This is a genomic window from Arthrobacter sp. MAHUQ-56 (assembly GCF_019710585.1).
Lineage (GTDB): Bacteria > Actinomycetota > Actinomycetes > Actinomycetales > Micrococcaceae > Arthrobacter.
Map to the genome: position 1 here is coordinate 117,907 of NZ_JAIFZQ010000018.1, position 25,051 is coordinate 142,957.

The window sequence follows — 25,051 nt, forward strand, 5'->3', positions numbered from 1 at the left end:
GGCGAATTCCCCTCGGACAAGAACGGCAACGCCGTGGGGTCGCTGACGCTCTTTCTTGATGTCCCTTCCCGCCTCGTCCTGCTTGCGGTTTGCTGTATCAGGGGACGAACCCCGATGTCCTGGCAACACCGTCATATCCGCCTCTGGGTGCCTCGAGGCCATAGAGTGCACCGATGGTGGGAGCCACATCCACTGTGCGTGCCGGTTCGGAGGACGTGCGGCCGCGGGCTACCTTGGGGCTGCCGCCGGAGATGAAGAACGGGATGGGCTCGGTGGCCGGATGGCCGTGGTTGCCCGGAATGGGGTTCGAGACGACGTACGGGTCCGAGAACCGCCAGCCGGCGCGGCAAAAGACCACCATGTCCCCGGCCTCCACCCCCAGCCGCAGTTCGGCAGGATCGTGCACCGACAGCACGCCCGGGTGTGACTGAACCAGGGAGCGCACGGACTCGAGCCCGGCAGCCTTCTGGTCAGAAGGTCCGGTCCAGTACAAGAGGTCGGCACCACCGTTTTGGGCGGGAGTGACCGAGTTCTGCAGATCCGGCCGGCCCTGGAGGATCAGGTCTATCGAAATCACATTGCTGGGCAATGACCAGTCCATGGAGTGGTCCGCCAGCACCATCAGGACGCTGGAGTCCCACTTGCCGGTGCCCACAAGATGGTCCACGAACCGGCCCACCTGAAGGTCAGTATCTGCAAGGGCAGTATTGCGGGCCGCCTGCAGGGTGGTGCCGGTCAGGTCGGAGTGGCCCAGGCGGTCAACATCGCCAAGATTGGTGAACGTGAAGTCCGGGTCGGGGCCGCTGACGATGGCCAGCAGGGCATCCATGGTGGCGGCGTCAGGGGCATGACCGGTCAGCGGCAGCAAGGGGGAGGGCTCCCAGCGGTAGCTCGCCCGGGTCCCGAAGATTCCGTACAGATACTTCTTGCTGAGCACGGAGGCCGTGGTGAGGCCGGACGTACCCAGGCGCTCCAGCAGTGTGGGAAAGCGAAGATCGGTGCTGCGGTCCATGTCCCGGACTGCCCCCTCGGCAGGGTCGAAGACCGAGTTGGCGGGAACTCCCGACCGGTCCGGCCGCACGCCCGTCATCATCATGACGTGATTCGGAATAGTCTCCATCACCGGCAGTGACCGTGCGGCAGGAAAGTTGGTGCCCTCCGCCCGGAGGGCGGCGAGCCGCGGGGTCAGCCCGGGGGTGATCTCGTCGGGCCGGCAGCCGTCAATGACAAGGACATACGTGCGGGTCCGTGCGCTACCGGGATTCGTCGCCTGGCTGGCCCAGGAGCTACCGGGCGCTGCTGACAGGACGACGGCGGCACTTCCGGCGCCGGCCAGGCGCAGGAACTGGCGGCGGTCCGGGTTCACAGCACGCCGCCGGTTGCCGGGACTGCCTTGCCGGTGCCGGCACCGACCGTGAACGAGGTGGCCAGCGTGGCCGCTGACGCTTGCACGGTCCGGTCGGCAAGGACGTACCAGTCCATCCGCACTCCTGCAGGGGTGACGTCCAGGACGGAGTAGCCGTGCGAGTCGAAGTCGAGATACTTCACGTGCGGGTTGGCCGTCCTGATGGCTGCCTCCACCGCCAAGGAGGAGGTCCGCGGCGGAGCGTTAAGTATGTCGTCGAGGTTGTCGCTGGTCACCGACGTGCAGACCAGTTCCGCCGCCACCGAGTCGCCCGTCGTGGGGTAGGTGAGGGGGTCGGCGGGGAGGTCGCAGGCCCACCCGGAGTGGATGTCGCCGGTAAGGAAGACGGTGTCCTTGATCCCTTGGTCCCGCAGGTGCCGGACCACCCGGCTCCGGTCCGCCTCGTAGCCGTCCCATTGGTCCACGTTGTAGGGGACTCCGTCGATGGTGGTGCCGCCCATGAGTTTCTGGACCCCCGCGACCTCGGCAAGGCTGAGTGTGGATGGAATGCGGACGGGGGCAATCATCACGGGGTTGCCCACCAGCTTCCATTGGGGGCCGCCGGAGGTGAGGTTGCCGAGCAGCCAGTCCATTTGGGCCGCTCCCGTGATGGTCCGTTCCGGGCTGTCCACCGCAGGGTCGACGCCGTTTGCCGCCTGCTGGCTACGGTAGGAGCGCAGATCCAGCATGGACAGGCTGGCCAAGGCGCCGAAATCCAGGCGGCGGAACAGCGGACCGCCGGGCTCGTAGCGCACGGGCATCCACTCCGCATAGGCCTGGTTGGCAGCGGCGCGGCGTTCGCTCCAAAGCCCTTCTGCGCCCTCGGTATGGTTCTCTGCACCTCCGCTCCACGCATCATTGGCCGCCTCGTGGTCGTCCCAGGTGACAATGAACGGGGCAGCCAAGTGCAGGGCCTGCAGGTCAGGATCGGTTTTGTACTGTCCGTGCCGGCGCCGGTAATGGGCCAGGGTGGTCATTTCGACGGTGGGATCGTGAGGACGTACGACGACGTCCCGTGCCTGGTATTCCCCGGGCGCGTACTCGTAGAGGTAATCGCCCAGGTGGAGCACGGCGTCAAGGTCCCCGCGTTCTGCCAGGTGGCGGTAAGAGCTGAAGTAGCCGGCCTGGTAGTTGGTGCAGGAGACGACGCCGAAGCGGAGGTGATCCACCGGAGCGCCGGTGGCCGGCGCGGTCCTGGTCCGGCCGGCGCCGGACACGGCGCGTCCGACCGAGAAGCGGTACCAGTAGGGCGTGCCCGGCTCCAACCGGCCGGCGATCACCTTCACGGTATGGTCGCGTTCCGGACCGGTCTTCGCAGAGCCCTTTGAGACAACCCTGCTGAAGGCAGGGTCGGTGGCCACCTCCCAATTCACTGTCACCGCTGGGCCGAGTCCGGAGCCAGGCGTGGCTTCAGCGCTGGGGGTCACGCGGGTCCAGAGCAGCACACTGTCCGGATACGGATCACCGGAGGCAACGCCGTGGGCGAACACTGGATCTGCTGCGTGCGCAGGATGGGCGGCAAGAGTTGCGGCCCCAGTGGCAACAGCGGCAATTCCGGCAGATCGAAGGACTTGGCGCCTCGTGGGCGAGGAAACGTACTGGTGGGTAACAAAACGCATGCTTTCCAGTATCCGCACCCTCCAGCCTCAACAGGCGGGAGTTTGCCGAACATTCACGCGCTGGGCGGTGAATGTTCCCATCCCGCCGCAGCTTCCTCGCGCTGACCGGAGGTGCAGCCGCGACCGCTGCCATCTACGGCTTCTCTGCTGCGCCCGCATGGGCAGAACCCCGTTTTCCCCGGAACCCGTTCACCCTGGGCGTTGCGTCCGGTGATCCCGCCCCGGACGGGGTGGTGTTGTGGACGCGCCTGGCGCCGGAACCCCAGGCAGCGGACGGACTCGGTGGCATGCCGCCCTATCAGGTCCAGGTAGTCTGGCAGGTCGCCACCGACCCGGATTTCCGCGCCGTCGTCAAGGCTGGTACGGAGACCGCGGCACCTGAGCTGGCCCACTCGGTGCACGTTGAGGTCGCCGGGCTCAACCCCTCCTCGGACTATTGGTTCCGATTCCGGGTCGGGAGCGAGGAAAGCCCCGCCGGACATACCCGGACCGCGCCGGCCCCCGGATCGGATCCCGGCAAGATCACCTTCGGCCTGGCGTCCTGCCAGTCCTGGGCGGGTGGCCGATATGCCGCCTACCGTACCATGGCGCAGGAGGACCTCGACCTGGTTGTGCACGTCGGCGACTACACCTACGAGGGCCGGAACCACGAAACCCTCGCCGACTTCCGCAACAACCACGCCAAATACAAGAGCTCGCCAGACCTGCAGGCAGCGCATGCCCGGTTCCCTTTCGTCGTGACCTTCGACGACCACGAAGTCGAAAACAACTGGGCGGGCGGTGTCTCACAGCCTGACAACGAGGCCTCCAACGAACCCCAGCGGTTCCTCCAGTTGCGCGCCAATGCATTCCAGGCCTACTACGAGCACCTGCCGCTGCGCCGGCCGCAGCGCCCCACCGGCCCCGACATGGTCCTGTACCGCGCACTGGACTACGGCAGCCTGGCCAAGTTCCATGTCCTGGACACCCGCCAGTACCGTTCCGACCAGCTGACCGAGAACTTCCCCGGCGGTCCGCAGCACCCCGACGTCTACGACCCTTCGCGCACCCTCATGGGGGACGCGCAGGAACAATGGCTCTTCAATGGGCTCTCATCCTCGACCGCACGCTGGAACGTCATCGCCCAGCAGACGATGATGGCCCAGTACGACTACGACCCCACGGAGACGCTCTCCGTGAACCACGACCAGTGGGACGGCTACGTCGTGTCCCGCAACCGCCTGACCAACTTCATCAACCAGCAGAACCCTGCCAATCCCGTGATCTTGAGCGGAGATTGGCACGCAGCCTTCGTCAACGATGTCCTTCTCGACCACTCGGATCCGGCATCGAAGGTCGTCACCACTGAATTCGTTGGCACCTCCATCAGTTCCGGCTGCGGCTGGGCCCAAGCCATCAAGGACGGGCTGCCAGCCAACCCGCACACCCGCTACATCAACCCCGATAAGCGCGGCTGGACCCGCTGCACCGTGACCGCCGACGAGTTCCGCAGCGACTACATCATCGTTCCCTCAGCCGCAGACACCACATCACCCGCTGCCGTGGATGCCTCCTTCGTCGTCAGGAACGGGCGACCGGGGGCCGTGCGCGTCTGACTCCCAGCCGAAGAGGTATGGACCGGGCGCGGAGGGGGGCGGGCCGGCGGCGGTTGGGGGGTGACATCCGGTCTCACGGGGATGCCTTGGCCGCCGGCCCTGTCCCTTCTTCCAGGCCCCTCCCACCAGCAGTGGGGCCATGCGTCCAAGGTAGGGGCCCATCCTGAATGACAGCCCACATTCACCGCAGGTTTTCCTCAAGAGTTCCCCCCCCATGCTTGCTGGGGTGCATTGGCTTGCCGCGGTTGGTTCCGGGCTGGGTCTAGCGGTGCAGGTGCTCACGCCAGTCCGCCGGCACCTTGTCTGCCGGTGCCGGGGAGGGCTGCTCCGGTGGCCTGGACTGCGGATCCGGAAGTCGCGGACCGCGGAAGAACTTCTTCGTCGTGATGTCGTAGAACCATTCCTCCCCGGGTTCAAAGGACCTCATGACGGGGTGTCCCACCGCTCGCGAGTGGGCACTGGCATGTTGGGAAGGCGATGAATCGCAGCATCCAATGTGGCCGCATTCCGCGCAGCGGCGCAGATGAAACCACCATCCGGGGCCGTCCCCGCTGAGGCACTCCCGGCACCCGGTTCCACTGGGGGTGGCGGAGAGATTGATTCCCGGGGTAGGTCGCTCGTCCATGGGTCCTCGATTCACTGCTCAGGCCATCGCGCTTGCCCACGTCGGGAGTTATTGTGGCAGAATCTTCACGCCCGGGCACCCCTTGTCCCCGATGTTCCAGCGCGAGTATCGTGAGCGCCACCGAACCCTTGAACCGGAAAGACGGCGGCCATGGATGACTCGGTTCCGGTCATGCTGATTGCTACGACAGACCCGACCTCCCGGCGCATTCTCGGAGACGAGTTGCGCCGGCGGTATGGCGCCGACTACGAGGTGGTGGTGTGCTCCGGCCACGCCCATGGCCGGGCGGTGCTGGAAGGGCTGCGGCGATGGGGTCGCCCGGTAGCACTCATCCTTGGGTGCTATGGGCCTGCTGACCGTGGGGGACTCGATTTCCTGCGGCGCGCCTACGGCTTCCACCCGGCCGCCAAGCGGGCCGTTGTGGTGACCTGGGGCGACTTCGCCAGCGCCCCCACGGTGTTCCGGGCGATCGCGCAGGGATACGCCGAGCTGCTGATCATACGTCCCGAACGCCCGCGCGACGAGGAATTCCACGGGGCGATCACCGACGCCCTGGACGACTGGCACCTGGCCCAGGGGGTCGGTTTCGAGGCGGTTCGGCTGATCGGGGACGTCGGCGACGAAAGGACCCACTCCCTGCGTGACTCCCTGAGCCGCAACCACATCCCCGTGGGCTTTTACGCTGTTGGTTCCGAAACGGCGGACCGGACGCTCCAGGGCCTGGGCCTGCGCGACCCCAAGCTGCCGGTCATGGTGCTGGAATTCACCGCCCCACCCATCGTCCTCGAGAACCCCAGCGACCTGGAGATCGCCGAAGCGATGGGGGTGACGCGGCCTCCGCCGCCGGACAGAATCTTCGATGTGGTGGTCGTGGGAGCCGGTCCCTCCGGTCTCGCGACTGCCGTCTATGCCTCCTCCGAAGGCCTCTCCACGATGGTGGTGGAGGGGGAAGCCGTGGGAGGCCAGGCCGGCACCAGTTCGTTGATCCGCAACTATCCTGGCTTCTCCCGCGGCGTGAGCGGCGCCCACCTGGCCTACCGCTCATTCCACCAGGCCTGGACTTTGGGCACCGACTTCCTGTTCCTGCGGAAGGTGAACGGCCTCGAAGCGGACGGAGACCTGTACGCCGTGTCGATCTCCGACGGCAGCGTCGTACGCTGCCGCACAGTGGTGGTGGCCACCGGCGTGGACTACCGCCGCCTCGACATACCTCAGCTGGAGGCCCTGGTCGGCAGGGGCGTCTTCTACGGTGCCACAGTGTCCGAGGCCCCATCGATGGCCGGAAAGCAGGTCTGTGTGGTGGGTGGCGGAAACTCGGCCGGTCAAGCTGTTCTGCACCTTGCGAAGTACGCGAAGAAAGTGACGCTGCTGGTGCGCGGACGGACGCTGTCGGCCAGCATGTCGGATTACCTCATCTCCCAACTCGAGGCCACCCGGAACGTTGCGATCCGCTGCAGCACCGCCGTAGTGGGCGCCCGGGACCGGGACGGGTTCCTTGCCGCCGTCACGGTCGCCGCATCCGGCACTGCCGGGCCATCCTCAAGCGAGGAGATCGAAGCGGGCGGTCTGTTCGTGCTGATCGGCTCGGTGCCGCGGACCTCCTGGCTGCCCGGGACCGTAGAGCGTGACCCGGCCGGATTCCTGCGCACGGGCACCAGCCGGGATGCCAACGGGCCTCGATCCATGAGGGCGGGCAGGCCGCCATTGGCGCTGGAAACCAGCATGCCGGGTATTTTCGCGATTGGCGACGTGCGGGCCGGTTCGATCAAGAGGGTGGCGACCGCTGTGGGGGATGGCGCCACCGTAGTCTCGATGCTGCACACCTACCTGGCCGAGAATCCACTGCCTCAACCGACCCCTGCTACCGGGGAGGCAGCCCCATCCGAGGAGCATTCCGGGGATGTCCGCTTCAACTGAGGCCAGACCATTGATACCGCCGATGCGGTGGCTGCTCTACGTGGCTGCCTTCCTCGTGTTCCTTGCCGGGCTCGTGCTGTTCGTGTTTCCGCTCAGGACGGCTGAGTGGTTCGCGTGGACAGTCAATCCGCCGATGACCGCGGTCTTCCTCGGGGCGGCTTACTGGGCCAGCGCCGGGCTGGAGCTGACGGGGGCCCGCTCGGCAAGCTGGGGTGCGGCGAGGCTGGCGGTCCTGCCGGTGTTCATCTTCACGACGCTGACGCTGGCAGTCACCCTGGTCCATCTCGACCGCTTCCACCTCTCGCCGGCCAACGGCCCCGTTGCCCAGGCATCCACCTGGGCATGGCTGGCAATCTATGCTGTCGTGCCCATCGCGATGCTCCTCATCAGCTGGATGCAGATCCGGTCCCCGCGTGACGTCCCAACCTCCGTACCGCGTGGAGGGGCAGTGCTGCCCCTTGCACTCCGGCTGCTCCTGATGGGAATCGCCGCGGTACTGCTGTTGTACGGCGCGGCGCTCCTGGCCATACCCATGGCCGCCGCAACGTGGTGGCCGTGGCCACTCTCCGAGCTCACGGCGAGGGCTGTCGGAGCGTGGCTGGTGGGTCTTGGGTGGTCGGCCGCGCAGGGCCAGTTCAGCCGGGACCCCCACACGGTGCGCCCCGTGGCGCTGACCTCAGTCGCGTTCTTCGTTCTGCAGGTGCTTGCCCTGCTTCGGTATGGCGGCGCCCTGGCATGGCCGGGCGTACCGGCCATCGGCTTCGTAACCGTCCTGCTCGCCATCGGCGTCGCCGGGGGCTGGGCACTTGCACTTTCCGGCCCGCGGGTGGCCCGGGCTACAACTGCCTGAGTTCGCCGTCCTGCGGCTCTCCCCGGCCCAGCGCGTAGGAAGAGCCCGAGGGCGTCCGCTCAAGAAGCCCGAAGTCCACCATGTATCGGCGCAGGAGCACAACGTCGTCCGTGTAGCTGAGGAGCCGCTCGTTGACCTGGCGTTCGGAGAGCCGTTCACCGGGTGCGGCGATCTCACCGGCAATCCTGGCAAGGAGCTCACGACGTTCGGCCTGGTTCGCCGGGTACCTCTCAATCCGCCCCAGATGCATGAACCTGTCCAGCCCGGTCTTGCGCTGCCGCCGCGGCTGCTGTTCGAGCAGGTTCCGGAAGACCAGCTCAGATGCCGCCAGTCCACCGGAGGGTCGCTGTTCCACCAGCCCGGACTCCAGGAGGTTGGAGATTGCCCGGTTGCGCCGTTGTTCCTTTACATCGGGAAGCACGTCGGGCAGAGCGGTGCCGAGAACGATCTGCGCATAGGCCGTGCGGGCGTCGCTGTTCCCCAGCGCCGCAATGACGCGCCGCCAGTGCAGGCCGGTCATCCCTCTGTCTCCGCCCACGTCAACCGCCTTTCCGCCGCTGCCCCGGCCTCCTGCCCCAACATCTGCCGGGCGATCGAAGCCCCGCCGCCCCAGTCTTCCGCCTACCCGACGTGGATGCCGGGCCGGCGCTCCGGGTCGGGCTCGTTTTCACGGATGATTTCGCGGACCACCGGGGCGGTATCGCCGCGCCCGAGGAGCAGGTAGCGCATGAGGTGCGCCACGGGATTGCCTTCGGACCATTCGAAATAGGCGTGCGGTTTGACGCCGGTGGCATCGCGCAGCGCCAGCAGGATGGCCGCTATGGCGTTCGGCGCAGCGGGGCTTTCGGCGCGCAGGACGCGGTGGCGCCCCACTTCGACGCCGCTCACGTGCAGCACATCGCTGAATCCGGAAGGATCGGTGACGTCGATTTCAAGGAAGATGACGTCCGCTGTGCCAGGCACGGGGTTGTTTTCCCGCTGGTCAACCTCCTTGCCAAGATACTCTGCCTCGTCACGTGCCTGGGGCCGGTTGGCGATCAGGTTCAGCCGCCCGTCGTAGGCGAGGGAATCGCTGATGAACTGGCGCGCGGCGTCGTCGAACTCGATGCTGTGGACGCGCAGTTCAGTGGTCCGGCTTACCCGGGACACCAGGGAGATGGCAATGATGCCAAGGACAAAGAAGCCGGAGATCGTGATGCCGTCAGGTTTCTCGACGACGTTCGCCACCAGGGCGTAAAGGATGACCAGTGACAGGACCGTAAAACCGATGGCCGCCCCACGCTGCTTCTTGGCAATCGCGGAGATGGTGACGGCGATGGCACCGGAAACCATCATCGCCAGGATCCCTGTAGCGTAGGCGCCGGCCTGCGCGTTGACGTCCGCCCTGAACGCGATGGTGATCAGGACGCTGATGGCCGTGTACACCAGGACCACGGGCCGGACCGCGCGGGCCCAGTCCGGGGCCATCCCGTAGGACGGCAGGTACCGGGGCACGATGTTGATGAGCCCCGCCATGGCTGATGCGCCGGCAAACCACAGGATCAGGATGCTGCTGATATCGTAAACGGAACCGAAGCCGTTCCCCAGGTGTTCGTGCGCCAGGTACGCCAGTGCGCGCCCATTGGCTGCGCCGCCTTCCTGGAACTCCCCGGCCGGAATCAGCACAGTGGTCACGAAGCTGCTGCCGATCAGGTAGACGCTCATGATCAGGGCGGCCACCGTGAGGAGCTTGCGGGTGTTCCGGACTTTGCTGTCCAGCTTCTCCTCCGGCGTCGTGCCTTTCGCGGCGACCAGCGGCATCATGCTGACGCCCGTCTCGAATCCGGACAACCCCAGCACCAACAGGGGGAAGGCAATGAGCGCCGGACCGATGATGCCCGTAATGCCCGCTCCAGGCCGGGCCAATGCCGAGGTCCAGTCGGTGATGAGGCCCGGCGTGGAAAGGGCTTCCACCAGCCCCGCCCCGATGATGATGCCGTTCAGGACGAGGAACACCGCCACCAGCGGAATGGCGACGGCCACCGCCTCGGAGAAGCCGAGCAGGAACACCCCGCCCAGGATCAGCAGCAGCACCACGGTGATGGGCACCGCTTGTCCGTTCAAAGCCGGCGGAAGGAAGGGGTTTTCGAGCAGGTGCACTGTGGCATCCGCGGCCGAAAGCGTGATGGTGATGATCCAGGAGGTGGCGACGAAGCCCAGCAGGACCAGGACGAAGACCTTGCCCCGCCAGAAGGGGAGCAACCGTTCCAGCATGGCCACCGAGCCCTGCCCGTGCGGGCTTTCGCGGGCAACGCGGCGGTACATCGGCAGCATCCCCAGGAGCGTCAGGGCGACGATCAGCAGCGTGGCCAGCGGTGACAGGGCCCCCGCGGCCAGGGCGGCGATGCCTGGCAGGTAGGACAGGGTGGAGAAGTAGTCCACACCTGTCAGGCACATGACCTTCCACCAGCTCTGCTGCGGGCCATGGTCCTCCACCGTCTCAGGCCCCACGGGCTGGTGGACGCGGTGTTCGAGCAGCCAACGGACGAAGGCGTTGTGCGGCGGCGCCTCCTTCTCGGGGTTGGGGACGATGGTGGGGACCGGGAACTGTTCGGAAGCCGTCAAGGACGCTCCTTCTCTGGCGGGCCGCGCCGGTGCGTTGGCTTCACATCCGGGCCGCTATCTTTTCGGAGCGTACCACCGGGCCACGCCCGTGCGGCCCAGCTTTGCCAAAGCATTGACGGAAGATCCTGAAGGCGGTCCTGCTGCCAGCCGGAACAAGGCCCGCCGTCGCCCCTCAGGCGTAGAGGGCCCGGGGGCTCAGAGGCCGACGACGTCGAGCGCCACGAGGTGCGCGCCCTCACCTTCGGCGAAGACCGCCATCCCCGTGCCCGCCTCCGCGGGGAACACCAGGTCCGTGATGGTGGCGAGCCCGTCCTGGGCGAAGACCTCCACGGAGCACCGGTCCAGGTAGATCCGGAGCCGAAGACGGCCGTCCTGCAGCGGCAACGCCACGGATTCCACGGACGGGAAGGTTTCGTGGAAGTCCACGTGCCCCGACTCCCGCCGGTCCAGCCGCAGCATCCCGTCAGCGGTGTCGTAGCGGATGAGCGTGCGCTGGTCATCGCCGCCGCGCAGCACCAGCCCAACGCCGGCCGCCGGACCCGGCCGGAATTCGACATCGATGCGGGCCACGGACGCCGCCGTCGGGAGTTCCACCTCGCCCGGTGCCAGGGGCTGCGCGTCAAGGCGGAAGGCCACTGGGTCCAGCGCGGCCAACGGATCAATGGCTTCCTGCCGCAGCGTCAGCTGGCCGCCGGAACGGGTCAGCGACACCTCCCGCGGCAGGGACATCGCGCTGCGCCACGCCCCGGTGGGCGTCTCGCGGGCATAGTCCCAGTTGTTCATCCAGCCGATCATGATCCGCCGGCCGTCCGGCATGTTGCTGAACGAGACAGCGGCGTAGTAGTCGCGGCCCCAGTCCAGCCAGCGGTAGTCCCGCATCCGGCTGTCGTCCTGTTGGAGGCCCTCGGTGGCGGTTGTTTCGGACCGGAACGTCACGCCGTCGAACTCTCCCAGGAAGTACTGCCCTGCCGAGCCGCCAGCGATGCCGCCCGGGTTGATGTTCACGATCAGGACCCACCGGCTGTCCTGCGGATTTCCGTCCACGGGCAGCTCGAACAGGTCGGGGCACTCCCAGACGCCGCCGGTGGCGTTGGCGGGCCCGAAGGTGCTCAGGTGCTCCCACGCCTTCAGGTCGGCGGACTTGTAGAGCACCACCTGGCGCTGCACCGCCTCAACGGCGACCATCACCCAGTAACTGCCGGCATCGCCGTCGTACCAAAAGACCTTGGGGTCCCGGAAGTCGGCTGACCCGCGGTCCAGCACGGGATTGCCCTGGTACTTGGTCCATGTCCGGCCCTCGTCCAGGCTGTACGCCAGGGACTGCGCCTGCCGGCCCGCCAGCGGCGAGGCGTCACTGTAGGCGCTGGTGTAGATGGCTACCAGCGGGGGATTGGCCGGCGTACCGAAACCGGTGGTGTTGTGTTCGTCGACCACGGCAGAGCCGGAGAAGATGGCCTCATGCTCATCGCAGGGGATGGCCACCGGCTGCTCCTCCCAGTGGAGCAGGTCGCGTGACGTTGCGTGGCCCCAGGACATGTTGCCCCAATCCGGGCCAAAGGGATTGTGCTGGTAGAAGAGGTGGTAGGTGCCGTTGAGGTACACCAGCCCGTTGGGATCGTTGAGCCAGTTGCGGTCGGCAGTGTAGTGGAACTCCGGCCGGTAACGGTCCGTGCCGGCCACAGTGGGAAGCGCCGTCGTTATTGTCTTCATGGTCAGCCTTTCACGCCGCTGGAGGCGATGCTGTTGACGAAGGAACGCTGGAAAGCGATGAACAGCACCACCACCGGAACAGTGATGAGGGAGGCATACGCCATCACTTCACCCCAGGAGACGTTCAGCTGGAAGAAGTACTGGATGCCGATCATCACCGGCCGCAGCTCCTCGGACTGGACCACCATGAGCGGCCAGAGGTAGGAGTTCCAGGCGGGCAGGAAGGTCAGGATGGCCACGGTTGCCGTGGCGGGTCCGGCCAGGGGCATCACCACCTGGCGGTAGATCTTGAACCAGCCGGCGCCGTCGATCCGCGCTGCCTCGTCCAGTTCCTTGGGGATGGATTCGAAGTACTGGTGGAACAGGTAGATGGAGAAGGCGTTGGCGATGAAGGGGATGATCTGCACCTGGTAGGTGTCCAGCCAGCCTTTGGAGAATTCGAGGCTGAAGCCGTTCAGCTCAAAGTAGGGAAGCTGGTTGACCCACCACACCAGCGGCAGGGCCAGCGTCTGGAAGGGCACGATCAGCGTGGCCAGGATGGCGGTGAACACGATCTTCTTGCCGCGGACCTGCATGCGGGACAGGGCGAAGGCGCAAAGGCTGTTCACGAAGATGCCCAGGATAACGGTCACGGCGGAGACGCCCACCGAGTTGAGCAGGAACCGCGCTGCTGGGACGCGGTCGAAGACGGCCGTGTAGTTGTCGAAGGAGATGTTGCCCACCGGCAGGAACGCGGCCAGGGAGGACATGTCGCCGAAGATCTGCTGGTCAGGCTTCAGCGAGGACACGAGCATGAACACGATGGGGAACGCGGCGACGACGGCGAAGAGGATGCGCACCAGCATGGTACCGGCGCTGCGCAGGAGGAGTTGGTTTTTCATGTCAGTCTTTCTCCCGGGTGAGGTAGCGCTGCACCGCGGAGACGATCAGTACCAGGACGAAGAACACCAGCGAAATGGCGGAGGCATAGGAGGTTTCCTGCTGCCGGTAGCCGGACTGGACCGCCTCGTAAATGATGGTGGTGGTGGAATCCATGGGTCCGCCCTGGGTCATCACGCTGATCTGGTCGAACAGGCCAAGGGCTTGGATGGTGATGGTGACGAGCACCAGGCTGCGGGTGTGGAACAGGCCCGGCCAGGTGACGTAGCGGAACTGCTGCCAGCGGCTGGTGCCGTCCAGCTGGGATGCCTCATAGAGTTCGCCCGAGATGCCCTGCAGCCCGGCGAGCCAGATGATCATGTGGAAGCCGGCCGCCTGCCAGATGGACAGGATGATGATGGCCGGCATCGCGGTGTTGGGGTCGCCCAGCCAGTCCGGGCCGTTGATCAGGCCGAAGCTGACGGCGGAGAGGATCTCGTTGACCAGGCCGTCCTTGCGGTACATGAACAGCCACAGCAGCGAAACCACCACCATGGAGGTGACCACGGGCAGGAAGTACACGGTGCGGAAGAAGTTCACGCCGCGGAACTTCTTGTTGATCAGCAGCGCCATGACCAGGGCCAGGCCGGACTGCACCGGAACGATCACCACGGTGAAGTAGGCGACGTTGAGCAGTGCGCGGTAGAACGTGGGGTCCGTGAACAGGCGGGCGAAGTTGTCCACGCCTACGAACTCGATGGGTCGCGGCGAGATGAGGCGCGCGTTCGTGAAGGCCAGGCCGAACCCCAGGATCGCGGGGATGAAGATGAAGGCCAGCAGGAGCACCGCTGCCGGGGCGATCATGCCCCAGCCGCTGAGCTGCTCGCGGCGGAAGCCGGGCCGGCGGTGCGGTGCGGGCTTGGCGTGCGACGGCGGGGTGGCGGCGTGGGTGCCGGACGGGATGCGCGGGCGGGTGGGAAGGGGAGCAGTTGCCATGGGAGTCTTTCGTGGATCAGGCTGCCGGAGGGGGCCTGCCGTGCCGTGCGGCGCGGCAGGCCTCCGGCGGCTCCGGCTAGTTCTTGTAGCCGCCGTTGGACTTGATGTTGGCGTCGATCGCCTTCACAGCGTTGTCCAGGGTGGATTTGGCATCGGCGCCGTTGAGGATGTCCTGCACAGCCTTGCCGTACTCGGTGGCGATGAAGGGGTAGGCGGGCGTCTCCGGGCGCATCACGGCATATTTGCGGGAGAAGTCCATGAAGATCCGGTTGGCACCGCCCTCGGCGAACGCCGGGATCTGGGCTGCTGCCTCATTGCTGGCAGGGATGGCGCCGGTGGCCTTGGCCACCGCTGCGACGTTCTCCGGCTTCAGGGAGTAGGAGAGGTAGTCCATGGCAGCCTCGGAGTTGCTGCACTTGCTGGTGACGCCCCACTGCCAGGAGGCGCCGCCGATCTTGGGGCCTTCACCGAGGTCGACGGGCGGCATGACCACCAGGTCTTCGCCGAGCGCGGCCTTGGCCTTGTCCGCAGCCCACGAACCCGTGTAGACGATGGCGCTCTTGTTGTTCAGGAAGTCCTGGGTGGAGTCCTTGCCGCTCTTCTTGGCCATGAAGCCCTGGTCCGCCAGGCCGCGGAACCATTCGGCCCACTGGACTGCCTTGTCTCCGTTCAGCGCACCGTCCGCGCTCTGGAAGCCGTCCCGGTTGACCAGGTCACCGCCGAAGGACTGCAGGAAGGGGGAGTAGGCGTACGGAAGCCATTCGCCGGTGCCGGCGGTGCCCAGGTCCAGCGGGTACTCCCACTTGCCCAGGGCCTTGAGCTTGGTGAGGGCGTCCTGGAACTCCTCCTTGGTCCAGGGCTTTTCCATGGTGGCAACCCGCACGCCCGCTGCCTTCAGGTCGGAGGTGCGCGCCATCATGGCCAGGGCGACGTCGTAGTAGCCCACCGCGTAGGGCTTTCCGTCCCATTCAGCCACCGTGCTGGGCAGCTGCTTGGAGAGGTCCGCCTTCAGTTCAAGCGGCTTGAGGTAGCCGGCCCAGGCCCAGTTGGGCACGTTGGGGCCGTCGATGTCCACGATGCAGGGGAGGTTGCCTGCGGCAGCGGCGGAGACTACCGAGTCGTTGTAGGAGTCCTGGGGGAAGGCCTGGACTTTGATTTTCACTTTGTCCTGGCTGCTGTTGTAGGAGTCCACGATCTTCTGGACGGCGGCCAGTTCGTCGGGGTTGCCGGCGTTGTGGGTCCAGAGGGCAATCTCGCCGGACCCTTCAGTGGAGGAGGAGGCGCTGCCCTTGCCGCAGCCGGCGAGGGTGGCAGTGAGGGCGACGGCGGCTATGCTGGTCGCAAGGACCTTGGTGAGCTTCGTGTTCATGGTCAGTCTTTCTGCTTCGACAGGGTGGGGGGATTGCGGGGTCCTGCTGGGAGCGCGGCCGCTGCAACGGCTGCGTTCCCCTTTTTTGTGGGGATGACAGGTTTGATTCAGGGCAGCCTTGGCGGCTGCCGTGCGGGTCGGTTTGTGGCGTCAGGTCAGTTTTTGGGCGGGGCCACGGAACCCCGCTCGACCAGCGGGCAGGGTACCTTTTCGTGCGCAGGGGACGCGCCGGGGTTCTCGAGTTCGCTGAGGAGTTTCAGGACGGCCCACCGGCCCATCTCGTAGTGGGGGAGGGCCATGGTGGACAGTCCCGGCCACAGCGCGTCGGCGATGAGTTCGAGGTTGTCCACGCCCACGACAGACACGTCGGCGGGGATCTTCAGGCCCAGGTGGCAGGCTGCCTGGTAGGCACCCATGGCCATCTGGTCGCTGAAGCAGAACAGCGCGGTGGGCCGTTCCGGGGCGGCCAGGAGCCCGAGGGCCGCCTGCCGGCCGCCGGCGGTGCTGGGATGGCCGGTGACCAGGCGGTCCGCCGGCAACTCCACGCCGTGGCGGGCCAGCCCGGCGCGGAAGCCCTGGAGCCGTCCGTGGGCGGCAGGAATATCGTCCTCGTTGTTGATCATGGCGATGCGGCGGTGGCCTGCCGTGACCAAGAGTTCGGCGGCGGCTTCTCCGGCGCCGAACTCGTCCGGAACCACCGAGGACAGTGCCGTGTTGTCCGAGGTAGCGTCCAGCACGATGGTGGGCAGGCCCTGCAGCTCCGCAGGAACGGATACCCGCTGGTTGAACATGCGGGCATACACCACGCCGTCCACCTGGTGCTGCTGCAGTGCGCGGATTTCCTGCCGCTCCAGTTCGTTGTCGAGCCCGGAGTTGACCACCATCAGCAGGTGCCCGTGTTCGGAGGCCGCGTCCTGTGCACCCTGGATCATGGCGCCGGCAAAGGGAGTGGTGGTGATCTCGTCACTGACCAGGCCGAGGATCCGGGAGCGCTGGTTGCGCAGGCCGCTGGCCAGCCGGTTGGGTGCGTAGCCGAGTTCGCCGGCCACGGCTTTGATGTGTTCTACAGTTTGGGCGTTGACCCTGGAGCTGTGCGTTTCGCTGAGGGCGTGTGACACGGTGGTGACGGAGACGCCTGCGGCCTTTGCCACGTCCCGGATGTTCACCTTTGTCGCCATCGACTTCGTCCTTTGCAAAACGTTTTGTATGTTGCCTGCATCACTATATGCAAAACGTTTTGCCCGCGTCAAGAGCCTCTCCTGGCGGTCCGGTTCGTGCATGCACTGGACGGGCCCGTATTTTTCCGCCCACGTCATTTTCCCCGCCCACGTCCTGGCGGGCTGCGGAGCAAGCAACGGGTAGGCTCTCGCTATGGATGCCGCCACCGCCGTCTCAGTCGTCATCCCCACGCGGGATGACGCCCCGCAGCTGAGGACATGCCTGGCCTTGCTTGCCCGGCAGACCAGGCCTGCCGACGAGATCATCGTGGTGGACAACTCGAGCACCGATGACACCGCTGACGTGTGCGCCGCGGCTGGTGTCCGGCGGATTGTGGTGGACCTGCCGGGCATCCCGGCCACCGCGGCCGCCGGATTCGATACCGCTTCGGGTGGGATCATCGCCCGGCTTGACACCGATTCACGTCCGCCGCAGGACTGGCTCGAACGCATAGAGCGTACGCTCAGCGCTGCCGGCCCGCTGACCGCCGTAACCGGGCCGGGCGATTTCTACGGCGGGAACCGGCTTGCGGGCTGGGCCGGCAGGCACCTGCTCCTGGACGGCTACTTCAGGATCGTTGCGTTCCTGCTCGGCCACCGTCCGGTTTACGGCTCCAACTTCGCCCTCCGCCGGGAGGTCTGGGCGGGCATCCGCGACGCCGTCGTCCGGGACAACGCCCTGGTCCACGACGATCTGGACATCTCCTACCGTCTGCGGCCGGATATGGAGGTCATCTACGATCCCAGCCTCAGGGTAGGGGTCTCCGCCCGGCCCTTCGCCAGCTGGGCGGCATTCCGGCGGCGCGTTGTGATGTCCGTGGTGACCTTCGACGTCGAGTTCCACCATGAGCCGCCGCTGCGGCGGAGGCTGGAGCGCATGCGCTGGCGCCGCTCCCACAGGCAGGACTCCCGCTAGGAGGGCCGGTCCGCCTTGGCATAGAGCGCCAGGAGGTCCCGGCTGAACTCGTGGGGCGAGGTCTCACACGGGCTGTGGCCACCCCGGTAGACCCCGATGCGCGCCTGGATTGACTGTGCGAACAGACGGTGGAGCCTGAGCGGCCACAGGTCGTGCTCTCCAACCGCGACAAACTTCGGCAGGGACGCCGCAGCCAGGGTCTGCCGAAGATCCGGGGCGTTCTGCATCAGTGTGTAGATGTCGCGCACGGAGGCCCGGCGGGTAAAGCGGAACCGGTAGCTGACGAACCGGCGCCTGCCCGGCGGAACCCGCACCACCCTGCTGCTGCGGATGCCCCAGATCAGCAGGGCGGCGCCGACCCGGCCGTTCACCCAGGTGCTGAAGCGGCCGATCCGGCTCACCCCCCGGAAACTGGCACCCGGTTCAGGCGGGCAGCTGAGCAGGGTCAGGGACCGGAACAGTTCGGGGCGCTGGGCGTAGGCGAGCTGGGCGACAATGCCGGCGAAGGAATACCCCACCACGTGGGCGGGCGTAGCTGTTGTCTGCAGGACCGCCAGGAAGTCGTCGACGAACAGGGCGTAGTCGTAGTGTTTCCTGGGCGGAACGAGGTTCTCCGGTCCCGCCCCTGCGGATTCATACTGGCCGGCAAGGTCATAGCTGAGCACAAAATACCCGGCGGCGGCGAGGCTGGGCATCATGAGCGAGAAGTCCTCCTTGGAGCCGGTGGCGCCTGGCACCAGCACGACGGCGGGATCCCCGGGATTGCCCAGGGCAAGGCCTGCGAGGGTGCCGCTGGGGGCGGTGATGCTGCAGCGGACCGATCCCGGGGGAAGGACGGACCAATCGACATCGCCCAGTTCCGCGTCCAGCAGGGCGGCCGCATCCACCCGGGCGGAACCGAATTCCTCCGGGTTGATTCCGTAGTCCCGTGGCTCCGGCTCCAGCATGCTTCAAAAATAGCCCAGCGGAGGGGGCTTAGTCAGCCGCCGGGGCCGCAGCCTGCCGCGTCACCCTCCGCACGAAGGCGTGCAGGCGCCGGTACACTTCCTGCGATTCCGGGTAACGGTAGTCCTGCTGCCAGGTGTGTTCGGTGTTGGTGCTGCTCCAGTCGTAGATCAAGGTGTCCACCGGCACGGCATGCTGCCGGAGCCGCTCGATGAAATTGAGGTTCGCGCGGTAGAAGAAGTCACGCTCCGACGTACTGACGAACACTGGCGGGTGCCCGGCGTCGAGCCATTCGATCGGGGACATGAAAGCGGCAGCGGCCTTCAGCCGTTCAACGGCAAAGCCGGACGTCGCCGGCCTTTTGAAACGGCGCGACGGCGCAGCAGCGGACGGCAGCAGCATCCGCACAAAGTCCAGGCTCAGCACGAAGCCGCGCTCGAAGAACACGGAGAAATCGACCGCGCTGCAATGCTGCACCAGTCCTTTGAGGTGCTCCCGGTCGAGGGCGGGCCGCAGCGCATAGTGCGCGGCCAGTTCCGGCCGCAGGCTTGCGGCGGTAAGCAGGGCCGCGATCTGGCCGCCAGCGGAATCACCGCCCAGGACCACACGCTGCGGATCGCCCCCGAAATCGCCGATATTTTCAGCCACCCAGGCCAGAGCAGCATTCGCGTCATGAAGGACATGGCCCAGATGGAAGCGGGGTGACAGGCGGTAGTTGACGTTGACCACTACCATCCCGCCAAGCGCCTGGCTGGCACAGTACTTGGTGACGGCCGCCTTGTCTCCGGACGTCCACCCCCCGCCGTGGAAATAGACGTAGACGGGAAGGGGCCCTCCCGTTCCCGCCTCCCCGGCGCAGGAACCCGTTGCGTCCAAGGGAGTGAGCACATCCAGCTGCTGGGCGCGCAGGCCCTTCCCCGCGTAGTCGACGTCGTGCGTGTATTCGACCTCGGTGATTGGATCTGTGTTGAATCTTGCGCGTTCCCGCGGGCCCACAGCCAGCATCAGCAGGCGCCATGTCCACACAGGAACACGGCGCAATACTCCCCGGGCACTGCGGGCAAAGGAAAAGGCGCTGCCGGAAGGCGGGGCCACCGCGGTCATTCCCCAATATTACCGGGCCGTAAGCGTCAGTCGCGGCCGGCCTCAAGGATGCGCCGCGCATCCTCCTGCGCTTCGAGGGCTTTCTCGCTGACCGGCTCGCTCTTAAGGTGGCCGGCGGCGGCGATCAGGCTCCGCAGTTCCGGGACGGTCCGCGGTACTGCCACCTGGTGGTGCGCCATGGCGTGGCAATTGGGGCACAGCGGTACGAGATCGGTGATGGGATCGAGCTGGTACCCGCTTCCCACTATCTCCGGCGGCACCACGTGGTGAACGTCCAGCACATCGCTGCCGGCCTCACCGTAGGCGGTTTCGAGCGACAGGCCGCAGGCCGCGCAGGAGGTTCCGTGGAAGGCCAGGCACACCCGGCGTGCGTCGGCGTCCCGCTCGTACCGGTTCACCCCGGTCCGGCTGACTGCTTGCGGCGGAAAGGTGCCGGAAACCAGCTCTTCCCAGCCGGCCGCCGTCGGGCCCTGCTCCCGCCACAAGCGGCGAAGGCCAGGCTCGGATGACGGGGTCAGGGCCATGGCGGCCCGGCCGCTTGCGTTGTCCCACGGCACACCGGGGACAGCTGCGCGGAGCGTCTCGGCGCCTATCTGTTCGCCAAGCGGGAGCAGCGCGTCGAAAACGACCGTGACAAACCAGGCCCCGGCGCCGGACGGGCTGTCGGCGACGGGCCGGAACGGTTCGGACATCACCACTCCATGCCCTATGAGCCCGGTATCCGTGTCACTGGTGCCCTGCAGCAGGAGCCACGCTTCCGTCCCGGGCCCGGCGTTCCAGCGCGGACCGATGGTCCAGCGGTCAAGGTATTGCCCGGTCACCGCTACGTGCTCGACGACGGCGTCATAGTTCCAGCGGTTCCACGCCCTGATGTCCCAACCGAGAATCAGTGCAGCCACCTGCTCACCTCAGCCCGCACAGGCCGGCAGCGCACCAACGGGATGGCGCACGAAAACGCGGACTGCGCACACGAACCACCTGCGCATGCCCGGAACTCAGATGGGTTCCTTGGCCAGCGCTTTGGTCTTGGCCGGTGTCTCACGTCCCAGGCGCTCATCGAGCGTGACGCGCAGCCTGGCCGCAGCCACCTGGACCCGGTGCTCGGCCGGGGTGGTCTTCTTCTTCGCCGGCTTGGCGGCGGAATTCCGGGAAGTGTACACAAACCGGTGCTCAGGAGATGCCGCGCTCATGGTCCAACCTCCCTGGTGTTGTTTTCATCCGTTGTTCCATTCTCGCCCAAGTTCGCATCGCCGTCCATGAAGGCCGGCCCGCCCTCCTGGTCATAACCGTCCCCGTTGTCTTCGCCGGAGACGCTCTGCCAGGCAATGTCGAACAATTCGAGCTCCTCGGTGCGGGCAAGCTCGCTGCGGGCCAGGACTTCCAGGGTGGCCAGGCCCAAAGCCTTGGTTCCTTCATCACCGTCCAGCGCGCGGTCCAGGGCCCACTGCGTCCGCCGCCACCATTCCGCCCGGCTGTCCGCCTCGGTCTTTTGCTCCAGGGCCGTCCTGTCAGCCGTGGTGCGTTGCTTCAGCGTGCGCCAGTTGATGTAGAAGGCAAGCAGGGCAGCGATGAGCACCGCCAAAGGGCCCAGCCCGGCGAGGATCACCCACCAGTCGGCCGGCCCTGAATGGACCATGACGTCCAGCGGGGCGGGGGAGGGGGCAGGGGTCACCCAGCCAGCTTAGGCCGGGCTCCGGCCACAGGCCGGCGGACACCCCGCAACCGCCCAGGCAGAGATGATTACCTTCAGTGCCTTCGTCCCATCAGCCCCGGCGGCGGGAGACGAGGACCGGCCCGCGGGCATGGTGGAGGACAGCGTGGGCGGTTGACCCCAGGGTTTCCTTGACCGCCCCGTAGCCTTTGGTTCCCACAACCAGCACGGCAGCGCCTTCAGACGCCCCGAGAAGGGCTGCCGCCACGGACTTGCCGGACAGGAGCTTTCCCTGCACGTCGACGGCGGGCGCAAGGGCGGCTGCGGCCCGGACCGCCGCCTGCAGCACGTCGTCCCCGGCGGCTTCCGCGTCCGGTCCTCCGTGCTTGGGCCGTGCCTGGGTTTGACGGACATGGACAACGATGAGTTTTGCCCCTGCACCGGCGGCCAGATGGCTTGCATCCTCCAGCGCGGCCCGGGAGCCTGACCCGTTGACCGCGACGACGACGGGACCGGCCGGGTGCAGATCCTCCCGAATGACGGCAACCGGGCAGGCCGCAGTTGCGGCCAGTTCCAGGCTGACGGAACCGACGAGCAGGCCCAGGAAGCCGCCCAGGCCGCGGCTGCCGACCACCAGCATCCTCCCGCCTGCTGCGGCCTCGGCCAGGAGCTGCGCAGGAAGCCCGTGCAGCAGGGTGCCCCTGATGTCCAGGCCCGGGCCTTCCGCCCTGGCGCACGCAACCCCCTCCTCGAGGATGGACTGGGCAGACTGTTCCAGGCCGCTGCCGGAAACTCCAGGGACTGGTCCCAGATGCCTGGTCAGGAGTGGCCACAGCGAACAGTGCACCACGTGGAGGGGACAACGGGCGGCCCGGGCCTGGCGGACAGCCCAACGCACAGCAGCCGCCGCCTCGGCCGAACCGTCAAAGCCGGCGACTATGGCTCTGGGATCCTGCATGGGTCACCGCGCTCCTCATCAGGGGACCTTAGGCCCTGTGACGGGCCCGTTTCCTGGCTCCATCCTGATTCTACGTAGCGAGGAGCAGCGCATGTCCGCCTGGCAGGAAATCATCACCCCCGGCCGGTTTGACGGCCAGACAGTCATCGTCACCGGGGCAGCCTCCGGCATTGGATTGGCGACGGCGATGCGCGTCGCCCGGGAAGGCGGCCGGGTGGTTGCCAGCGACCTCAGCCGGGAGGGCCTGGACAAACTGGTGGCAGGGAACGGGGAGCTGGACTTCGTGCCGGTCGCCGGAGACATCAGCCAGGAAGACGTGGTGCAGCAGGTGGTTGCGGCTGCGGGCGCCAGGATAGACGGGCTCGCCAACGTCGCCGGCATCATGGACAGCTTCCAGCCGGTGCACGAGGTCGACGACGACACCTGGGACCGGGTATTGAACATCAACCTGACATCCATGATGCGGCTGATGCGTGCCGTGGTGCCGGCAATGCTTACGGCAGGCTACGGCTCCATTGTGAACATCTCCTCCGAGGCCGGGCTGCGGGGATCCGCCGCAGGTGCCGCGTACACCGTGTCAAAGCATGCTGTCATTGGCCTCACCCGCAGCTCCGCAGTGATGTACGCACGCAGGGGAATCCGGGTCAACGCAGTGGCTCCCGGCGGCACCCGGACCAACATCCACGCGGAATTCAAATCCCAGCTGGCCACTGAGGTGCTGGGACCCTTCATGCAGGTGAACGTGCCTCCCATCGCCGAAGCGGGTGAACTTGCTGCCGGAATCACGTTCCTGCTCAGCAGGGACGGTACGAACATCAATGGCGTGGTGCTGGCCTCCGACAACGGGTGGAATGCGGTTTGAGGTTCCGCAGAACGGTAGCCGGAGTTGCTGCCATTTTCACCATGCTGACGGCATTCCTGCTGGGCGGCGCCGCCGTCGCGCTCGCCGTTCCGCCGGTCAGCGTCGACATCCAGGACACGGCGGGGGTACTTGACCGGAACTCGCTGGTGCCCGCCCTTGAACGGCTCGACTTCCATGAACCGACCAGGGTCGTCGTCTACACCTATAACGGCCGGGAAGCGGACAACCTCAACGAGGAGGTGCTGAGGTTCGCCAGGACCCGACACCCGGAATGGATCAGTCCGGACGGGCAGAAATGGGCTGACGGGCTGTTCATCTTCGCGCTCGATCCCGTCGGCCGCCACGTGGGCACCTACATGGGCGAAGACCGGAAAGTGTCCCTCGAACAGCGCAGCGACATCCAGGACGCGGCAAAGGACCTGCTGCGCGACGCCCAGTGGACCGAGGGAACCATAGCCGGCGTGCGGCGCGCAGCCGAACTGATCAACCAGCCGTGGTACCGCTCCGCCGCCTTTGTTGTCACCGCCTGGGTGGCGGGGGGCCTCGCCGCCCTGGGCGCCGCAGCCTGGTTGATTGTCCGGGTCGTGACCAGGGCTTCCTGCCGCAAGCAGCTGGAACGCGGGGACCGCAGCTATGCCAACGTCAGCATGGACCTGGAGGTTACGGAGCTGAACGCCGGCACCATCCCCGCATCGTCGAAGTACGGCAGTCAGGTCCTGGAGAAGCACCGCTCATTCCTGAACCGCTATAACGCCGCGAGCGAGCTGTCCAACCGCGTACATGCGCTGGGCGGGCGATCGCTCGGCAGCCGCAAGAACCTGAAACTCGTCAGGGAATACGCCGATGCCGCCGCAGAGCTTGACGCTCTCGACGACGTCATAGCCGACAGCAACGCGTTGCTGAACCGGGCCGGGACCTGGCCCACGGCGTGGGACCGGCAGCTCGCGCCCTTCCGGAACGACCTCGCCGGCCTGGAACAGCTGCTGGCGAAGCGGCATGGGCAGGGTGATTCGGCCACGGCCACCGCGCTGCGCTCCTTCCGCGACCACAGCCTGCGTGACATCGAACGCTGGACGGCCGAGCTGGCGGAGGGGCGGATGACACCGGAAAATGCCCTCGACCAGTTGTATGACGCCCGTTCCCGGCTGTCAGTACTGTTGCAGGAGCACGCCGAAACCGTCATTCACGCGTTCGCGAAAAACGATCGGGAGGCGCGCCTGATGCGCGAACAGATGGAGGGCGCCCAGGAAGGCGCTGACCACCGCCGGCAGCGGACCTACGAGCCGAGCATCCTGGGCACGGTCTATCCGTCCTACTACTTCTTCTCGGTGGCCACTTTTAACTCGGGCCTCAATTCCGGGGTCAGCAGCGTCAACTCGGCACGGGGCGGGGGCGGAAGCACTACCGGGTACGGGAGCAGCGGAGGAAGTTTCTCGGGCTCAGGCAGTTCCTCGGGCTTCTAGCGCTGCCCTCCGGCATGCAGCACGGGCACAATCCTTCCGGTACCGCGCCCGGAAACGGAGGTTAGGCAGCACCCCGGGATCCGAGGGCGCCCGGGCGGGCACGCCGGACGTCGCGCCCTGGTGCCGCCGCGAGGACGAGGCCAGGCGGTGTGGCGGCCCGCGGTGCGGCGACGTCCTTGATCAGGCCCATTCCCGCGCACTCCCTGACATCTTCGATGGCAGCGGCAGCCGCCCGTTTATCGCTGAATTGCCCGGACACCGCCAGCACCTTGCCGTCGGCTGCAACCAGCCGGAAACGGATCTGCGCGTCTTCATCGACAAACAGTTCGAACGTACCCGCCATAAGCCTTTGTTCTCCTCAACGTCCCGCCTCCCCTGAATGTGGAG

The 25,051-nt window shown here is 66.7% G+C and carries 23 protein-coding genes; 6 read left to right on the plus strand and 17 right to left on the minus strand.

Annotated features, from left to right (window positions below):
• Positions 1–97: 97 nt before the first annotated feature.
• Both K4G53_RS11740 and K4G53_RS11745 read right to left on the minus strand, forming a co-directional pair.
• Entirely contained in the window at positions 98–1,366 is a 1,269-nt protein-coding gene (locus K4G53_RS11740) for an alkaline phosphatase family protein (RefSeq protein ID WP_221385878.1), read from the minus strand.
• A complete protein-coding gene (locus K4G53_RS11745) occupies positions 1,363–3,024 on the minus strand; it encodes an alkaline phosphatase (RefSeq protein WP_221385879.1) in 1,662 nt (553 codons plus the stop codon). The genes K4G53_RS11740 and K4G53_RS11745 overlap by 4 nt, the downstream gene beginning before the upstream one ends.
• A 71-nt stretch (positions 3,025–3,095) precedes the next feature.
• On the opposite strand from K4G53_RS11745, the gene K4G53_RS11750 reads away from it, so the two are divergent.
• Positions 3,096–4,619, plus strand: a complete 1,524-nt coding sequence (locus K4G53_RS11750; RefSeq protein ID WP_221385880.1) for an alkaline phosphatase — start codon at positions 3,096–3,098, stop codon at positions 4,617–4,619.
• 262 nt (positions 4,620–4,881) lie between these two features.
• Here K4G53_RS11750 and K4G53_RS11755 read toward each other — a convergent pair whose 3' ends face one another.
• On the minus strand, positions 4,882–5,244 hold the full coding sequence (locus K4G53_RS11755; protein WP_221385881.1) for a UBP-type zinc finger domain-containing protein: 363 nt from the start codon (positions 5,242–5,244) through the stop codon (positions 4,882–4,884).
• A gap of 150 nt (positions 5,245–5,394) precedes the next feature.
• Here K4G53_RS11755 and K4G53_RS11760 point away from each other — a divergent pair, with 150 nt between their 5' ends.
• Positions 5,395–7,161 carry an FAD-dependent oxidoreductase gene (locus K4G53_RS11760; RefSeq protein WP_221385882.1) on the plus strand — a complete coding sequence of 589 codons (1,767 nt, stop codon included), beginning with the start codon at positions 5,395–5,397 and terminating at the stop codon, positions 7,159–7,161.
• Positions 7,145–8,011: a hypothetical protein gene (locus K4G53_RS11765; protein WP_221385883.1), complete on the plus strand. Its 867-nt coding sequence runs from the start codon at positions 7,145–7,147 to the stop codon at positions 8,009–8,011. The genes K4G53_RS11760 and K4G53_RS11765 overlap by 17 nt, the downstream gene beginning before the upstream one ends.
• Here K4G53_RS11765 and K4G53_RS11770 read toward each other — a convergent pair.
• The 7 genes from K4G53_RS11770 to K4G53_RS11800 form a co-directional block, all read right to left on the minus strand.
• The gene (locus K4G53_RS11770) at positions 7,998–8,549 is read right to left on the minus strand and encodes a DUF2087 domain-containing protein (RefSeq protein ID WP_308287869.1); all 552 of its coding nucleotides are present in this window, start codon (positions 8,547–8,549) and stop codon (positions 7,998–8,000) included. The two genes, K4G53_RS11765 and K4G53_RS11770, sit on opposite strands and share 14 nt — an antisense overlap.
• Positions 8,550–8,632: 83 nt before the next feature.
• The gene (locus tag K4G53_RS11775; protein ID WP_221385884.1) at positions 8,633–10,615 is read right to left on the minus strand and encodes an amino acid transporter; all 1,983 of its coding nucleotides are present in this window, start codon (positions 10,613–10,615) and stop codon (positions 8,633–8,635) included.
• Positions 10,616–10,810: 195 nt separating this feature from the next.
• Positions 10,811–12,325, minus strand: a complete 1,515-nt coding sequence (locus tag K4G53_RS11780; RefSeq protein ID WP_221385885.1) for a glycoside hydrolase family 32 protein — start codon at positions 12,323–12,325, stop codon at positions 10,811–10,813.
• A 2-nt stretch (positions 12,326–12,327) separates the two neighbouring features.
• Positions 12,328–13,206: a carbohydrate ABC transporter permease gene (locus tag K4G53_RS11785; RefSeq protein ID WP_221385886.1), complete on the minus strand. Its 879-nt coding sequence runs from the start codon at positions 13,204–13,206 to the stop codon at positions 12,328–12,330.
• Position 13,207: 1 nt separating this feature from the next.
• Positions 13,208–14,179, minus strand: coding sequence for a carbohydrate ABC transporter permease (locus tag K4G53_RS11790; RefSeq protein WP_221385887.1), 972 nt, complete (start codon positions 14,177–14,179; stop codon positions 13,208–13,210).
• A 76-nt stretch (positions 14,180–14,255) separates the two neighbouring features.
• On the minus strand, positions 14,256–15,548 hold the full coding sequence (locus K4G53_RS11795; RefSeq protein WP_221385888.1) for a sugar ABC transporter substrate-binding protein: 1,293 nt from the start codon (positions 15,546–15,548) through the stop codon (positions 14,256–14,258).
• 155 nt (positions 15,549–15,703) lie between these two features.
• The gene (locus K4G53_RS11800) at positions 15,704–16,726 is read right to left on the minus strand and encodes a LacI family DNA-binding transcriptional regulator (protein ID WP_221385889.1); all 1,023 of its coding nucleotides are present in this window, start codon (positions 16,724–16,726) and stop codon (positions 15,704–15,706) included.
• A 193-nt stretch (positions 16,727–16,919) separates the two neighbouring features.
• On the opposite strand from K4G53_RS11800, the gene K4G53_RS11805 reads away from it, so the two are divergent.
• Entirely contained in the window at positions 16,920–17,681 is a 762-nt protein-coding gene (locus K4G53_RS11805) for a glycosyltransferase family 2 protein (RefSeq protein ID WP_221385890.1), read from the plus strand.
• Here the strand turns inward: K4G53_RS11805 and K4G53_RS11810 are convergent.
• The 6 genes from K4G53_RS11810 to K4G53_RS11835 all read right to left on the minus strand — a co-directional run bounded on the left by K4G53_RS11810 (position 17,678) and on the right by K4G53_RS11835 (position 22,339).
• Positions 17,678–18,628: an alpha/beta fold hydrolase gene (locus K4G53_RS11810; protein WP_221385891.1), complete on the minus strand. Its 951-nt coding sequence runs from the start codon at positions 18,626–18,628 to the stop codon at positions 17,678–17,680. The genes K4G53_RS11805 and K4G53_RS11810 overlap by 4 nt on opposite strands.
• 28 nt (positions 18,629–18,656) lie before the next feature.
• A complete protein-coding gene (locus K4G53_RS11815) occupies positions 18,657–19,730 on the minus strand; it encodes an alpha/beta hydrolase (protein WP_260323543.1) in 1,074 nt (357 codons plus the stop codon).
• A 26-nt stretch (positions 19,731–19,756) separates the two neighbouring features.
• Complete coding sequence (locus K4G53_RS11820) at positions 19,757–20,629, minus strand: HNH endonuclease (RefSeq protein WP_221385892.1); 873 nt, start codon at positions 20,627–20,629, stop codon at positions 19,757–19,759.
• A gap of 96 nt (positions 20,630–20,725) precedes the next feature.
• Positions 20,726–20,920, minus strand: coding sequence for a hypothetical protein (locus K4G53_RS11825; RefSeq protein WP_221385893.1), 195 nt, complete (start codon positions 20,918–20,920; stop codon positions 20,726–20,728).
• Positions 20,917–21,402 (minus strand): hypothetical protein, encoded by a 486-nt coding sequence (locus tag K4G53_RS11830; protein WP_308287870.1) that lies wholly within the window; start codon positions 21,400–21,402, stop codon positions 20,917–20,919. Before K4G53_RS11830 ends, K4G53_RS11825 begins: the two co-directional genes overlap by 4 nt.
• A 91-nt stretch (positions 21,403–21,493) precedes the next feature.
• A complete protein-coding gene (locus K4G53_RS11835; protein WP_221385894.1) occupies positions 21,494–22,339 on the minus strand; it encodes a universal stress protein in 846 nt (281 codons plus the stop codon).
• A 91-nt stretch (positions 22,340–22,430) separates the two neighbouring features.
• Here K4G53_RS11835 and K4G53_RS11840 point away from each other — a divergent pair, with 91 nt between their 5' ends.
• Positions 22,431–23,201 carry an SDR family NAD(P)-dependent oxidoreductase gene (locus K4G53_RS11840; protein WP_221385895.1) on the plus strand — a complete coding sequence of 257 codons (771 nt, stop codon included), beginning with the start codon at positions 22,431–22,433 and terminating at the stop codon, positions 23,199–23,201.
• Between the two features lie 41 nt (positions 23,202–23,242).
• Positions 23,243–24,664 carry a DUF5129 domain-containing protein gene (locus K4G53_RS11845; protein WP_221385958.1) on the plus strand — a complete coding sequence of 474 codons (1,422 nt, stop codon included), beginning with the start codon at positions 23,243–23,245 and terminating at the stop codon, positions 24,662–24,664.
• Between the two features lie 61 nt (positions 24,665–24,725).
• Here K4G53_RS11845 and K4G53_RS11850 read toward each other — a convergent pair whose 3' ends face one another.
• Entirely contained in the window at positions 24,726–25,007 is a 282-nt protein-coding gene (locus K4G53_RS11850; RefSeq protein WP_221385896.1) for a DUF1508 domain-containing protein, read from the minus strand.
• Positions 25,008–25,051: the final 44 nt, after the last annotated feature.